This window comes from Kineococcus sp. GCM10028916 (assembly GCF_042674865.1).
Classification (GTDB): Bacteria; Actinomycetota; Actinomycetes; order Actinomycetales; family Kineococcaceae; genus Kineococcus.
This window is the reverse complement of sequence record NZ_JBHTFM010000017.1, coordinates 309,831-324,154: the sequence shown is the minus strand read 5'-3', so window position 1 is coordinate 324,154 and position 14,324 is coordinate 309,831. Positions and strand designations below refer to the sequence as shown.

Sequence of the window (14,324 nt, the reverse complement as noted above, 5' to 3'; positions counted from 1 at the left end):
GCGTTGATCACGCGCCGCCGCTCGAGCAGTGGGCGATCGACCTCGACACGTCGAGAGGCCGCCGCCATGCGCATCCTGGGGATCAACGCCGTCTTCCACGACACCGCCGTCGCGCTGGTCGTGGACGGGGAAGTCGTGTTCGCCGCCGAGGAGGAACGCTTCAGCCGGCGCAAGCACGGCAAGCGCCCCGTCCCCTACGCCACCTGGGAACTCCCGGATCTCGCCATCGGGCACGCGCTGCGGGCGGCGGGCCTCACGGCCGCCGACCTCGACCTCGTGGGCTACTCCTACGACCCGCGGCTGGTCCTGCCGAGCTCCGAACTCGACCTCGGCGACCCGGACGACGCCATCCGCACCCGCTACGCCGAACGGGCCCCTGAGGCCATCGCCACCGCGTTGCCCGGGCTCGACCCCGCGAAGGTGCGGTTCGTCCCCCACCACGTCGCGCACGCGGCGTCGGCCGCGCTGGCCTCGCCGGAGGCCGCCCGCGCGGGCGGGAGCAGCGTCCTCACCGTCGACGGCCGCGGCGAACGCATCTCCTCCCTCGCCGGCCGTTACCGCGGTGGTGTCCTGGAAGTGCTGCACGAGAACCGACTTCCGCACTCCCTGGGGTTCGTCTACGAGGACCTCACGCGCCACCTGGGGTTCACCCACTCCTCGGACGAGTACAAGGTGATGGCGCTCGCCTCCTACGGGAAACCCCGGTTCGCCGACGAGATCGCCGAGTTCGTCCACGCCACGGGTGACGGCGGTTTCGTCGCCAAGGTCCCGGACTTCTCCCGGTGGGCCGCTGCGCTGGCCGACGGTGAGCAGTGGGACCCGCGGGAGGACTCCGGGCAGGCCGACCTCGCCGCCAGCGTCCAGGAGGTCCTGGAGCGGACGCTCGTGGACGTGGCGACCTGGCTGCACGCCCAGACCGGTGACAACGTCCTGACCATGGCCGGCGGGACCGCGCTGAACTGCGTCGCGAACTCCCGCATCTGGCGGGAGACCCCCTTCGAGCAGGTCTACGTGCAGCCCGCCGCGGGGGACTCCGGCACCGCGCTGGGCGCGGCGCTGCAGCTGTCCGCGGACGCGGGGGAACTCGTCGCCCCGCTGCAGCACGTCGCGCTGGGTCGCTCGTGGTCCGACGAGGAACTGGCGCAGTGGCTCACGACGGCCCGGCTCCCGTTCACCACCCCGGCGGACCTGGCCGGGGAGGTCGCGGACGTCCTGGCCGCCGACGGCGTCGTCGCCTGGTTCGACGGGCGTGCGGAGTTCGGCCCGCGCGCGCTGGGCCACCGCTCGCTGCTCGCGCACCCGGGCCGGAAGGAGAACCTGGAACGGCTGAACGACGTGAAGGGCCGCGAGCAGTTCCGCCCCGTGGCGCCCATGGTGCTCGCCGACCGTGCCGCCGGGATCTTCTCGGGCGGCCCGGTCCCGAGTCCCTACATGTTGTTCGTGCACGACGTCGACCCGCAGTGGCGCGAGCGCATCCCGGCCGTCGTCCACGTCGACGGGACGGCCCGGATCCAGACCATCCACGACGACCGCACCCCGCACATCGCGGCGTTGCTGCGGGCCTTCGAGGAGCGCACCGGTCTGCCCGTCGTCGTGAACACCAGCCTCAACACCGCGGGGCGGCCCATGGTCGACGACCCGCGCGACGCCATGGAACTGTTCGGTTCCGCCCCGGTGGACGTCCTCGTCCTCGGGCCGCACCTGGTGCGCCGCAACCAGTTCACCCAGGGGCGGTGACCGTGGGCTTCTCGGTCGTCGTCCCCACCGTGGGTCGCCCGAGCCTGCGCGTCCTGCTCGACGGGATCGCCGCGCAGACCGGACCCGCACCCGACCTCGTCGTGGTCGTCGACGACCGGCGGACGCGTGGGAGCGGTACGCCCGCGGACGAGGACCCCTGCGAGACCGCCTGCGTCGCCCTCCGCGCACAGGGGGTGGAGGTGCGCCTGGTCCGCTCCGGCGGCCGCGGTCCCGCCGCCGCCCGCAACGCCGGCTGGCGCCGGGTGCGCAGCGAGTGGGTGGCCTTCGTCGACGACGACGTCGAGCTCCCCCCGGACTGGTCGGCCCGCCTGGCGGACGACCTCGGGTCGGTCGGTCCCGACGTCGGCGCCGTGCAGGGCCGGATCCGGGTCCCGCTGCCGCCCGGCCGCCGGCCGACGGACTGGGAACGCGGGACCGCCGGGCTCGCCGACGCGCAGTGGATCACCGCCGACATGGCCTACCGCCGTTCCGCGCTCGAGCAGGTCGCGGGTTTCGACGAACGGTTCCCCCGCGCGTTCCGCGAGGACGCCGACCTCGGCCTGCGCGTCGTCTCGGCCGGGTGGCGCATCGTCCGCGGTGACCACCTCGCGGTGCACCCGGTGCGCCCGGCGCCCGACCTGGCCAGCCTGAAGCAGCAGCGCGGCAACGCCGACGACGTCCTCATGACCGCCCTGCACGGCCGGGACTGGCGCACGCGGGCGGGCTCCGCGGTCGGACGCCTCCCCGGCCACCTGCTGACCAGCGCCGCGGCGCTGACCGCGGTCACCGCCGCGCTGGCCGGGAAGCGGCGCGCGGCGGGGGTGGCCGGCCTCGCGTGGGCGGGGCTCACCGCCGAGTTCGCGTGGCGGCGCATCGCCCCCGGCCCCCGCGACGCGGCCGAGGTCCGCCGGATGCTGGTGACGAGTGCCGCCATCCCGCCCGCCGCCGTCTGGCACCGGCTGCGCGCCGAGGTCGCCACCCGGCTCCACCCCCCGGCCCCCTGGCCCCCACCCGTCCGGGCGGTGCTCTTCGACCGGGACGGGACCCTGGTGCACGACGTGCCGCACAACGGCGACCCGGGCCTGGTGAAACCCGTCGACGGCGCCCGGGAGCTCCTGGACTCGCTGCGGGCAGACGGCCTGCGGGTCGGCCTCGTGACCAACCAGTCCGGCGTCGCCCGCGGGCTGCTGACCCGGGACGAGGTGGCCGACGTCAACGCCCGGGTCGCCGAGCTCCTCGGCCCCTTCGACACCGTCCAGGTGTCCTTCGACGGACCCGACGACGTCTCCCGCACCCGCAAACCCGAACCGGGTCTCGTCCTCGACGCCGCCCGCGCCCTGGGCGTGCTGCCCGCCGAGTGCCTCGTCGTCGGGGACATCGGGGCCGACGTCGAGGCGGCCCTGTCCGCCGGCGCCCGGGCCGTGCTCGTCCCCACCGACGTCACGCGCCCCGAGGAGGTCGAAGCCGCACCGGTGGTCCTCCCCTCGCTGTCGGAGCTGGTGGTCCCGTGAGGATCCTCGCGGCCCGCCTCGACAACGACGGCGACGTGCTGCTCACGGGTCCGGCGATCCGCGCCCTGGCCGCCTCGGGGCGCGTGGACGTGCTGGCCTCGCCCGCCGGGGCCGGCGCCGCGCGGTTGCTGCCCGACGTCGGCGAGGTGCTCGTGTTCGACCCGCCGTGGAGCGGTTTCGCCCCCGCCGCGCTCGACCCCGGGGCCGTCACGGAGCTCGTGGACGCCGTGCGCTCGCGCCGCTACGACGCCGCGGTGGTGTTCACCTCCTTCCACCAGAGCCCGTTGCCGCTGGCGCTGCTGCTGCGGATGGCCGGGGTTCCCCACCTGGCCGCGGCGAGCGAGGACTACCCCGGCTCGCTGCTCGACGTGCGGTTCCGCCGGGAGTCCGGTCCGGAACGCCACGAGGTCGAGGCCGCCCTCGACCTCACCGCCGCGGCGGGTTTCCGGCTGCCGTCCGGCGACGACGGGCGGCTGCGGGTGCGGGGGCTCCCACCGGTGCCCCCGGGCCTGCCGAGACGGTTCGTCGTCGTGCACCCCGGGGCCTCCGTCCCCGCCCGCGCGCCGTCGCCCGCTCAGGCGGTCGAGGTCGTGGACGCGTTGCGGCGCAGCGGACGCGAGGTCGTCGTCACGGGCGGCCCGGGCGAACGGGCCCTGACCGCCGCGGTGGCGTCCCCGGGCGCCCTCGACCTCGGCGGGGCCACCGACCTCGCCGGTCTCGCGGCGGTCCTGGCGGCGGCCGACGTCGTCGTCGTCGGGAACACCGGCCCGGCCCACCTGGCGGCCGCCGTGGCGACCCCCGTCGTGTCGTGGTTCTCCCCCGTCGTCCCGCTCGCCCGGTGGTCGCCCTACGGCGTCCCCCACCTCGCGCTGGGCGACCAGCAGTCCCCCTGCGCCGGGTCACGCGCCCGGGAGTGCCCGGTCCCCGGACACCCCTGCCTGACCTCGGTGACGTCCGACCAGGTGGTCGCGGCCGTCGACGCGCTGAGCGTCGCCCGCACCACCGCAGACCTCGTGGAGGGAATCCGGTGAGGATCCTCGTCTGGCACGTGCACGGTTCGTGGACGACCGCCTTCGTCCAGGGGCGGCACGACTACCTGCTGCCCGTCGTCCCCGACCGCGGCCCCGACGGCCGCGGCCGGGCCCGCACCTGGGACTGGCCCACGAGCGCCGTCGAGGTGTCGCCGGAAGCGCTGCGGGACATCGACTTCGACGTGGTGGTGCTGCAGCGCCCGGAGGAGGTGCGCCTCGTCGAGGAGTGGACCGGGCGGCGCCCCGGAGTCGACGTGCCGGCCCTCTACGTGGAGCACGACGCCCCGCGCGCGGGGGCGGTGGACAGCGTCCACCCGCTCGCCGACCAGCGGGCCGTCCCGGTCGTGCACGTCACGCAGTTCAACCGCACTTACTGGGACAACGGTTCCGCCCGCACCCACGTCCTCGAGCACGGCGTCCTCGACCCCGGCTACGCCTACAGCGGCGCGTCGGAGTCACTGGCCGTCGTGGTGAACGAACCGGCCCGCCGGTGGCGCACGGCCGGCACCGACCTCGTGGTCGCGCTGGCGGAGGAACTGCCGGTCACGGTGCACGGGATGGGCGTGGACGACCTCGCGCGGCGGCTGGAGGGGAGCACCGCGGGCAAGAACCTCTCGGTGCTCGACGACCTGCCGCAGGCCCGCCTGCACGAGGTCCTGGGCACCCACCGCGCCTACTTCCACCCCTACCGGTGGACGAGCCTGGGGTTGTCCCTCATCGAGGCGATGATGGTCGGCCTGCCCGTCCTCGGACTGCCCGCCACCGCTGCACCGGAGGCGGTCCCGGCGGCGGCCGGGGTCCTCTCCAGCGATCCCGACGTCCTGCTGGCCACCGCCCGGCGCTGGATGGCGGACCCGGACGAAGCCCGCGAACGCGGACTCGCCGCGCGGGAGCACGCCGTGTCGGCCTTCGGGATCGAGCGCTTCCTCGCCGATGCCGACGAACTCCTCGCGGAGGTGACCGCCTGATGCGCATCGCCATGGTGAGCGAGCACGCCAGTCCGCTCGCGGTGCTCGGCGGCGTCGACGCCGGCGGGCAGAACGTCCACGTCGCGGCGCTCGCGGGGGCGCTGGCCGACCGCGGTCACGAGGTCGTGGTGCACACGCGCCGCGACGACCCGGGGCTGCCTCGGCGGGTGGAACTGCGGCCGGGGGTCGTGGTCGTGCACGTCGACGCGGGGCCGGCGGAACCCGTGGCCAAGGACGACCTGCCGCCGTTCATGCCGAGGTTCTCGGAGGAACTGCTGCGGGCGTGGCGGCGGGAGCGGCCCGACGTCGTCCACGCGCACTTCTGGATGTCCGGTACGGCCGCGCTGCCGGCCGCCCGGGCCCTGGGGGTTCCGGTCGTGCAGACCTTCCACGCCCTGGGCAGCGTGAAGCGCCGCTACCAGGGCGCCGAGGACACCTCTCCGCCGCAGCGGGTCGCCGTGGAACGCGACCTCGCCCGCGACGTCGACCTCGTCCTCGCGACGTGCCGGGACGAGGTCGCGGAACTGCGGGCCGCGGGGGCGGTGCCCCGGCGCGTGCAGGTCGTGCCCTGCGGGGTGGACGTCGAACGCTTCGCCGCAGGCGGCGGGGACCCGGTGGGGCCACGTCGGCCGGGGTGCCGGACCCGCTTGCTCAGCGTCGGTCGTCTCGTCCCGCGCAAGGGCGTCGAGGCGGCGGTGCGGGCGCTGGAACTGCTGCCGGACGCGGAACTCGTCGTCGCGGGCGGTCCGGCCGCCCACGACCTCGACGGGGACCACGAGGCCGTCCGCCTGCAGAAGGTCGCGGTGGAACTCGGACTCGCCGACCGGCTGCGCATGCTCGGCCGGGTCTCCCCCGACGACCTGCCCGGTCTGCTCGTGAGTTCCGACGTGCTGCTCGCCACCCCTTGGTACGAACCCTTCGGCATCGCGGTCCTGGAGGCGATGGCGGCCGGTCTGCCCGTCGTGGCCACGGCGGTCGGGGGGATGCTGGACACCGTGCGCGACGGGGTCACCGGCCGCCTGGTGCCTTGCGACGCACGGGGTCAGGTGGATCCCGTGGACCTGGCCGGTACCGTGCGCTCGGTGCTGGAGGACCGGGCGACCGCCGAGCGGATGGGTCTGGCCGGGCGGCGCGCCGCACGGGAACGCTACGACTGGCGCCGGGTCGCGGCGGCGACGGAGTCCGCCTACGAACTCCTCCTCGCGGACAACCCCGCCCCGCCCAGCACCCGCGACTACCTGCGGGCGCACGTCGGCGAACTGGCGGGGGTGGTGCGCACGCTGGAGTCCGAGGCCGAGCGCATCGACCGCTGGGGCCGGGAACTCGTCACCGTGGTCGACCACGGCGGCCGGTTGCTCGTCGCGGGCAACGGCGGCAGTGCGGCCGAGGCTCAGCACCTCACGGCGGAACTCGTCGGACGTTTCACCGGGGAGCGTCGGCCGTTGTCGGCGATCGCGCTGCACGCCGAGACGTCCGCCGTCACGGCGATCGCCAACGACTACGGCGTCGAGGAGGTGTTCGCGCGCCAGGTCGAGGCGCATGGACGACCGGGCGACGTGCTGCTGCTGGTGTCCACCAGCGGTCGCAGCGCGAACCTGCTGCGGGCCGCCGAGCGGGCCCGTGCCCTGGGGGTCCGGGTGTGGGCCCTGACCTCCGACGGGCCGAGCCCGTTGCGCGAACTCGCCGACGACGTGCTGGGTTTCCCGGGGCCGAGCACGTCGGCCGTCCAGGAGGGGCACCTGATGGCCGTGCACGCCGTCTGCGTGGCCGTCGAGGCGCACCTCCCTGCGCGGACGCCCCGAACGGTCGACCTGACCGCCCTGGAGTCGGGGGTGCCGGTGTGAGCGGGCACGTCGGAGGAGCGGTGTGACCCGGGAACTCACCGGTTCCGACCTCCTCGTCCTGCGCGCCCTCGGGCTCGGGGACCTGCTGGCCGGGGTGCCGGCGTTGCGCGGGTTGCGCCGCCGCTTCCCCGGGCACCGGCTACTGCTGGCCGCGCCCGCCACGGTCGGTGGGTTCCTGCTCCGACGCGACGTCGTCGACGAGGTCCTGGTGACGAGCGGCCTGGAACCGCTGCAGGCGAAGGGGTCCGGCCACCTGGCGGTGGACCTGCACGGCAACGGACCGGCCAGCAGCGAGGTGCTGGCCGCCACCGGGCCGGCGGAACTGCTGGGTTTCGCGACGGCGGGGTTCGACGGGCCGCCGTGGGTCCGCCACGAGCACGAGGTCCACCGCTGGTGTCGCCTGGTCGCGACCTGGGGCGCGGAGTGCGGCCCCGAGGACCTGCGGCTGCGGCCCCGCGGCGCACCGGGGTCCGGACCGGTCGTGGTCCACCCCGGCGCCGCCTCGGAGGCCAGGCGGTGGCCGCTCGAGCGCTGGCGCGCGGTGGTGGCGACGCTGGTCGGCGACGGTCTCGACGTCGTGGTCACCGGCACCGCCGAGGAGGCGTCACGGGGTGCGGCCCTCGCCGAGGTGGGAGCCCGGAACCGTTGCGGCGCATCCACCCTGGACGAACTGGCCGAGCTCGTCGGGTCCGCCCGGGTGGTGCTGTCCGGCGACACCGGGACCGCGCACCTCGCCACCGCCCTGGCCGTGCGGTCGGTGCTCCTCTTCGGGCCCACCCCGCCCGCGTGGTGGGGTCCGGCGCTGGACCCCGATCTGCACACCGTGCTCTGGCACGGCCCTGCGGGCGCCGAGGACTACGTCGGCGATCCGCACGGGCGGGTGCTGGACCCGACCCTGGCCCGGATCGGCGTCGAGGAGGTGCTGCTCGCCGTGCGGCACCTGCTCGCCGCGGCCTGAACCACCCGGGTCACGACGACCTGCCACCCCCGGCCGGACGGTTCGCCGCCGTCCGCACGACCTCCTCGGCGATCTCGCGGAGCTTCCGGTTGTCGTGCTGCGACCGCCGGGCGAGCAGTTCGAACGCCGCGTCGGCCGTGACGCCGTGCCGTGCGATGAGCACCCCCTTGGCCTGCTCGATGACCGCCCTCGACTGCATCGCGACGACCAGGTTGTCGGCCCGGTCGTTCGACTCCGCCACCGCTGCGGCGTTGCCGAGGGCCACGGCCGCGTACTGCGCGAAGAGCCGCAGCGACTTCTCCGTCTCGTCCCCGGGGCCGTCGTCGGCGGACACACCGAACCGGTAGACGTTGATGGAACCCAGCGACCGGTCCGGTGCGGGGAGGCCGACGCTCACGACGCTGCGCACCCCGCGCCGCGCCGCCAGGGAGGAGAAGTCGGGGAAGACCTCGTCGGCGCTGGTGTCCTCGATCCGGATGGTGGTGCCCGCCTGCGCCGCGGCGAGACAGGGCCCGAACCCCAGGGAGTACTGCCGTTCGTCGAGGTCGACGGCGAGGTCGCCGTGGAACGCGACGGTGTGCGCCGAAGGACCCCTCATCAAGGTCACCGAGACGTCGTCAGCGCTGGGCACCGTCTCCACGACCAGGCTCGCGACCCGCTTCATGACGGCGGGCAACGGCTGGTCGAGCAGGATGCGGCCCAGCTCGAGGAACGCCGCATCGAGCGACAGCGACATCGGTCTTCCCTCCCGGCCCGCCGCCGGCGACGACAGGGAGCCGGGGTGCGGTCGGAGCGGGCACGACGGCCTGCTCGACGGCCTCCGTCACCCGTGGACGTGGCCAGGGTCGAGCGGTCGTGCGTGTGGCTGGAGGTTCAACCCGCCCGAAAACCTACACGACGCCGCCCGCCCCTGATCACGCGGTCACGTCTGGTCAGGCGCCTCCTCGGCGGGCTCACCGGGGGCGGTGGACTCGTCGCCCTCCTCGGCCTCCTGCGCGAAGCCCGTGTCGTTGCCGTAGCCGTCCAGGGTGGGCGACTCCGCGGCCTCGTCGGTACCGGGTTCTTCCTCGGGTCGTGTGGACACGTCGTTCCTCTCGGTAGGACTCACTGGACGGGCGGGACGGCGGAGGCGGTCACCAGGTCGGAGCGGTCCCAGACCCGGTGCGCCCCCAGGGCCGCCAGCAGCGGCGGCGCGAGTTCGGCGGCGTTCGAGGCCACCAGGACCCCGGGGCCCCCGGTGCCGATGCCGGCACCGGCGAGGACCGCGTCACCGCTGCCCCACGTGCCGAACGCCTTCAACTGGCGGTAGGCCTCCTGCAGGAGCACGACGGCCTTGACGTCGGCTCCGGTCGGTGCGCCGTCCGCGACGACGACGGCGTCGAACTCGACGGAGCGCGCCGTCACGTAGGTGCGCTCCACGACCTGCTCCGCGTCGCTCCCACCGCCGAGCACACCGCCGACGGGGGCGATCACCTTGAGCTGCACGCCTTCGGCGAGCAGGGCCGCGCGGAGGGCGGCGACGCCGGCGAGGTCGGCGTCGGGACCGGCGACGATCCCCACGATCCGGCCGTCGACCGGGTACGTCTCCCCCGTGATCTGGGTGAGAGCCGGCGAGGGCGGGAGGTGGTCCACCGCGTCCTGCGCCGGGGCGGGCAGCCCGAGGCCGGTGGCGACGGTCGCGGCGAGGTCGGTGTCGATCTTGGCGAGGACGGCGAGCATCCGCTCCTTGATGCTCTGCTCACGGACCTTGCCGAGTTCGAAGGTGTAGGCCTCCTTGACGTGCGTCTGCTCCACCGGCGACAGGCTGGCGTAGAACATCGCCGGCTGGGTGAAGTGGTCGTCGAAGGACGCGGGTGCACCGCGGACGACCTCCCCCTCGACCCGTCGCGGGATGTTGACGTAACCGCCCTCCTCCGCGCTGGAGGGGAACGGCGCACCACCGTCGAGGGTGTTCGGCGTGTACGGGGCGACGCCCTCGTGGACGGCGTGCTGGTGGAACCCGTCGCGCACGTTGTCGTTGACCGGCGCGTGCGGGCGGTTGATGGGGATCTGCGCGAAGTTCGGCCCACCGAGGCGGGTGAGCTGGGTGTCGAGGTAGGAGAAGTTCCGGCCCTGCAGCAGGGGGTCGTTGGTGAACTCGATGCCCGGGACGACGTGACCGGTGTGGAAGGCGACCTGCTCGGTCTCGGCGAAGTAGTTCGTGGGGTTGGCGTTCAGCGTCAACCGGCCGACCTTCTGCACCGGGCAGAGTTCCTCGGGGACGAGCTTCGTCGGGTCGAGCAGGTCGATCCCCTCGAACGTCTCCTCGTCGGTGTCGGGCATGACCTGCAGCCCGAGTTCCCACTCCGGGAAGGCGCCCGCGGCGATGGCCTCGGAGAGGTCGCGCCGGTGGAAGTCCGGGTCGACGCCCATCGCGATCTGCGCCTCCTCCCAGGTCAGGGAGTGGACCCCGAGGACGGGCTTCCAGTGGAACTTCACCAGGCTGGTCCCGCCGTCGGCGTTCACCAAGCGGAAGGTGTGGACCCCGAAGCCCTCCATGGTCCGGTAGGAGCGCGGGATCCCCCGGTCGCTCATGTTCCAGATCGTGTGGTGGGTCGCCTCGGTGTGCAGGGAGACGAAGTCCCAGAACGAGTCGTGCGCGGACTGCGCCTGGGGGATCTCGGTGTCCGGGCTGGGCTTCCCGGCGTGGATGATGTCCGGGAACTTGATCGCGTCCTGGATGAAGAAGACCGGCATGTTGTTGCCGACGAGGTCCCAGACCCCTTCGCCGCTGTAGAACTTCACGGCGAACCCGCGGGTGTCGCGCGAAGTGTCGGCCGACCCCCGCGATCCGAGGACGGTGGAGAAGCGCACGAAGACGGGCGTCTGCAGACCCTCCTGGGCCAGCACCTGCGCCCGGGTGACCGACGCGGCGTTGCCGTAGGCCGTGAAGACCCCGTGCGCCCCGGCACCCCGCGCGTGGACCACGCGCTCGGGGATGCGCTCGTGGTCGAAGTGCATGATCTTCTCGCGCAGGTGGAAGTCCTCGAGCAGGACGGGTCCCCGTGGTCCGGCCTTGAGGGAGTGGTCGGTGTCCGAGATCCGGACGCCCTGGGGGCTGGTGAGCCGTTCCCCTGCCTGCGCCCGAGGATCACGACCCGCCTGGGGGCCCTGGTAGGCCACTCCGGTCGGACTCACGGACCGGGGCGCCGCCTGGTCCGCCCGACGACGGAGTTGCTGCTCGGGCTCGGGGGTCATGGGTGGTGCCTTCCTGGTGGATCGCTCGCCGCCTGCTCGACGCTTCCGACTGCTGGCCGTGCGTCTCGAACGTAGGCCCGGGTCCCTCCGATCGCCCGTCCAACGAGTCAGTCGGTGAGGGGGGTGAGCGGTGCGGCCGGCTCGGACGCCCGCAGGTCCACCACGGTCCCCGCGGCGTGCGCCGCCTCCTGGGCGGCCGCGGCGAGCTCGTCGCGGAACCACTGCATGGTGCGGGCCAGACCGTCGGCCCAGCTCACCTGCGGGTCCCAGCCGAGGACGGTCCGGGCCAGGGTCGTGTCCGGTCGCCGGACCTGGGGGTCGTCGACCGGACGGCCGACGAAGGCGATGCGGGAGCTCGACCCTGCGCCCGCGATGACGTCCTCGGCGATGGCCCGCACGCTGAGCTCCTCCGGGTTGCCGATGTTCATCGGCCCCGGGTGCCCGCTCGCGGCCAGGGCGAGGATGCCGGCGACGAGGTCGGAGACGTAGCAGATCGATCGGGTCTGCTCACCGTCCCCGGCGACCGTGACGGGTTCACCCGCCAGCGCCTGCCGGATGAAGGTCGGGATGGCCCGGCCGTCGGCGGCCCGCATGCGCGGTCCGTAGGTGTTGAAGATGCGCACGATGGCGGTGTCCACGCCGTGGGTCGTGCGGTAGGCCGTGGTCAGCGCCTCGGCGTAGCGCTTGGACTCGTCGTACACGCCACGGGGGCCGACGGGGTTCACGTGGCCCCAGTAGGTCTCGGGCTGCGGGTGGACCTGCGGGTCCCCGTACGTCTCGGACGTCGAGGCCAGCACGAACCTCGCGCGCTTCTCCTTCGCCAGCCCGAGCGCGTGCCAGGTCCCGGTCGAGCCGACCTTGAGGGTCTCCAGCGGGAGTTTCAGGTAGTCGACCGGCGAGGCGGGTGAGGCGAAGTGCAGCACGAGGTCCACCGGTCCCGGGACGTGCACGAACTCGGTGATGTCGCACCGGCGCAGGTGGAAACCCGGGTGCTCCATGAGGTGGGCGACGTTGACCGGTGTCCCGGTGAGGAAGTTGTCGAGGCACACGACCTCGACCCCGGCCTCGAGCAGGGCTTCGCAGAGGTGGCTGCCGAGGAACCCGGCGCCACCCGTGACGACGGCACGGCGGTAGGGGAGTTCAGACACGGAACCGATGCAACCACCGGGCGGGACGTTCCGCGCGTCGGTAGCGTCGTCCTCATGGCCAGCGCCCCGGGAGCCCCTGACGTCACGGTGGTCGTCGCCACCCGCGACCGCGCCGACGACCTCCGCCGCACGCTGCCCCGGCACGAGGTCCCGGTCGTGGTGGTCGACAACGGGTCCACCGACGACAGCCTCGAGGTGATCGCCCAGGAGGCCCGTCGTCGCCGCGAGGCCGGGGAGGGTGAGTTGCGGCTCGTGCGACCCGGCGGGAACCTCGGGGCCACGGCCCGCAACCTCGGGGCGTCGGCCGCGCGCACCGGGCTGGTGGCGTTCGCGGACGACGACTCGTGGTGGGCGCCCGGCGCCCTGCAGCGGGCGGGCGAGGTGTTCGACGCCCACCCGCGGCTGGCCCTGCTGGCCGCCCGGACGCTGGTCGGGCCGCAGGAGTTCCTCGATCCGGTGTGCGCGGACATGGCCTCCGCGCCGTGGGGCCGCAGCGCCGACCTGCCGGGTCCCGACGTCCTGGGTTTCGTCGCCTGCGCCACCGTCGTCCGGCGCGAGGCGTTCCTCGGCGTCGGGGGGTTCGACCGCGTCGTGCACTTCGGGGGCGAGGAGGAACGGGTGACCTACGACCTCGTGGCCGCCGGCTGGGGACTGGCCTACGTCGACGACGTCGTCGCCCACCACCACCCCTCGCCCCGTCGGGGTTCCGCGGCGGAACGCCGGGAACTGCTGCAGCGCAACGCGCTGCTCACCGCGTGGATGCGTCGACCGCTCGCCGTCGCGGCCCGTTCGACGGCCGGCGCCCTGCGCCGGGAGGGCGAGGCCCGTCGCGGTGCGCTGGCCGCCCTGCCCCGGATCCCGTCGGCGCTGCGGGAACGGCGCGGGACCTCCCCGGCGGTGGAGCACCGGCTGGAGGTCCTGGGCCGTGGCTGAGATCCCCGCCGGCCCGGTCCACGACCGGGTGACCGTCGTCCTCATCACCTGGCAGCGGCGCGAGGAGGCGCTGCTGGCCGTGCGTCGTCTGCTGGAACTCCCGGAACGACCCCGGGTGCTCGTGCTCGACAACGGGTCGACCGACGGCACCGCCGCGGCCCTGCGCGAGCACCACCCGCGGGGTTCGGTCGGCGGTGACCGGCTCGACGTCATCGTGCTGCCCGAGAACCAGGGTGCCGTCGCGCGCAACACCGGTGTGGCGACGGCCACCACGCCCTACGTGGCGTTCTGCGACGACGACACGTGGTGGGACCCGGGTTCCCTGGAACTGGCGGCGGACCTGCTCGACGCCGACGGGCGCATCGCGGTCCTCACGGCCCGGATCCTCGTCGAACCCGGCGCGGTCGAGGACGACATCGTCGCCGAACTGCGCGACTCCCCCGTGCAGGGCGCACCCGGCCTGCCCGGCCCCGCGCTGGGGAGTTTCCTCGCCGGTGCGTCGGTGGTGCGCCGCTCGGCGTTCCTGGAGGTCGGCGGGTTCTCCCGCCGGTTGTGGCTGGGCGGGGAGGAGGAACTGCTGGCCGCCGACCTCGCCGCCGCGGGCTGGGAACTCTGCTTCGTCGAGGACCTGCAGATCCACCACCAGGCCTCGCAACTGCGCGAGTCGACCCGGCGTCGCCGCAACGGCATCCGGAACACCCTGTGGTTCACCTGGTTGCGCCGGCCCCTGCCCGCCGCGGCCCGACGGACCCGGGACCTCCTGTCGACGCTCCCGAGGGACCGCACCAGCGTCCTCGGGGTCCTCGACGCCGTCGCCGGTCTGCCGTGGCTCGTCCGGGAGCGGAAGGTCCTGCCTCCGCGGGCCGAGGCCCGGTTCCTGGCGCTGGAGGACTCCCAGCGCACCTCCCGGTCCCGGAACTACTCCCGCTGACCCTCCGGTTGCCGACGCTCGCGGTG

Annotated in this window: 12 protein-coding genes; 8 read left to right on the top strand and 4 right to left on the bottom strand. The window is 74.3% G+C overall.

What is annotated here, in order from left to right; all coding sequences use genetic code 11:
* Window positions 1-66 precede the first annotated feature (66 nt).
* The 6 genes from ACFQ46_RS18010 to ACFQ46_RS17985 are packed head-to-tail and all read left to right on the top strand — an operon-like array spanning window position 67 to window position 8,049.
* On the top strand, window positions 67-1,737 hold the full coding sequence (locus ACFQ46_RS18010; RefSeq protein ID WP_380260733.1) for a carbamoyltransferase: 1,671 nt from the start codon (window positions 67-69) through the stop codon (window positions 1,735-1,737).
* Complete coding sequence (locus ACFQ46_RS18005; RefSeq protein ID WP_380260732.1) at window positions 1,734-3,248, top strand: HAD-IIIA family hydrolase; 1,515 nt, start codon at window positions 1,734-1,736, stop codon at window positions 3,246-3,248. The genes ACFQ46_RS18010 and ACFQ46_RS18005 overlap by 4 nt, the downstream gene beginning before the upstream one ends.
* Window positions 3,245-4,279 (top strand): glycosyltransferase family 9 protein, encoded by a 1,035-nt coding sequence (locus ACFQ46_RS18000; RefSeq protein ID WP_380260731.1) that lies wholly within the window; start codon window positions 3,245-3,247, stop codon window positions 4,277-4,279. The genes ACFQ46_RS18005 and ACFQ46_RS18000 overlap by 4 nt, the downstream gene beginning before the upstream one ends.
* The gene (locus tag ACFQ46_RS17995) at window positions 4,276-5,247 is read left to right on the top strand and encodes a glycosyltransferase (RefSeq protein ID WP_380260730.1); all 972 of its coding nucleotides are present in this window, start codon (window positions 4,276-4,278) and stop codon (window positions 5,245-5,247) included. The genes ACFQ46_RS18000 and ACFQ46_RS17995 overlap by 4 nt, the downstream gene beginning before the upstream one ends.
* Window positions 5,247-7,091: a glycosyltransferase gene (locus ACFQ46_RS17990; protein ID WP_380260729.1), complete on the top strand. Its 1,845-nt coding sequence runs from the start codon at window positions 5,247-5,249 to the stop codon at window positions 7,089-7,091. Before ACFQ46_RS17995 ends, ACFQ46_RS17990 begins: the two co-directional genes overlap by 1 nt.
* 22 nt (window positions 7,092-7,113) lie before the next feature.
* Window positions 7,114-8,049: a glycosyltransferase family 9 protein gene (locus tag ACFQ46_RS17985; RefSeq protein WP_380260728.1), complete on the top strand. Its 936-nt coding sequence runs from the start codon at window positions 7,114-7,116 to the stop codon at window positions 8,047-8,049.
* A 10-nt stretch (window positions 8,050-8,059) separates the two neighbouring features.
* On the opposite strand, the gene ACFQ46_RS17980 is transcribed toward ACFQ46_RS17985, so the two are convergent.
* The 4 genes from ACFQ46_RS17980 to ACFQ46_RS17965 form a co-directional block, all read right to left on the bottom strand.
* Window positions 8,060-8,785, bottom strand: a complete 726-nt coding sequence (locus ACFQ46_RS17980) for an ANTAR domain-containing protein (protein ID WP_380260727.1) — start codon at window positions 8,783-8,785, stop codon at window positions 8,060-8,062.
* Between the two features lie 186 nt (window positions 8,786-8,971).
* Complete coding sequence (locus ACFQ46_RS17975) at window positions 8,972-9,133, bottom strand: hypothetical protein (protein WP_380260726.1); 162 nt, start codon at window positions 9,131-9,133, stop codon at window positions 8,972-8,974.
* 20 nt (window positions 9,134-9,153) lie between these two features.
* The gene (locus tag ACFQ46_RS17970) at window positions 9,154-11,286 is read right to left on the bottom strand and encodes a catalase (protein WP_380260725.1); all 2,133 of its coding nucleotides are present in this window, start codon (window positions 11,284-11,286) and stop codon (window positions 9,154-9,156) included.
* Between the two features lie 107 nt (window positions 11,287-11,393).
* On the bottom strand, window positions 11,394-12,434 hold the full coding sequence (locus ACFQ46_RS17965) for a UDP-glucuronic acid decarboxylase family protein (protein ID WP_380260724.1): 1,041 nt from the start codon (window positions 12,432-12,434) through the stop codon (window positions 11,394-11,396).
* Window positions 12,435-12,488: 54 nt separating this feature from the next.
* Between ACFQ46_RS17965 and ACFQ46_RS17960 the strand changes: the two genes are divergently transcribed.
* Window positions 12,489-13,367: a glycosyltransferase family 2 protein gene (locus ACFQ46_RS17960; protein WP_380260723.1), complete on the top strand. Its 879-nt coding sequence runs from the start codon at window positions 12,489-12,491 to the stop codon at window positions 13,365-13,367.
* Window positions 13,360-14,298, top strand: a complete 939-nt coding sequence (locus ACFQ46_RS17955; RefSeq protein WP_380260722.1) for a glycosyltransferase family 2 protein — start codon at window positions 13,360-13,362, stop codon at window positions 14,296-14,298. Before ACFQ46_RS17960 ends, ACFQ46_RS17955 begins: the two co-directional genes overlap by 8 nt.
* Window positions 14,299-14,324: the final 26 nt, after the last annotated feature.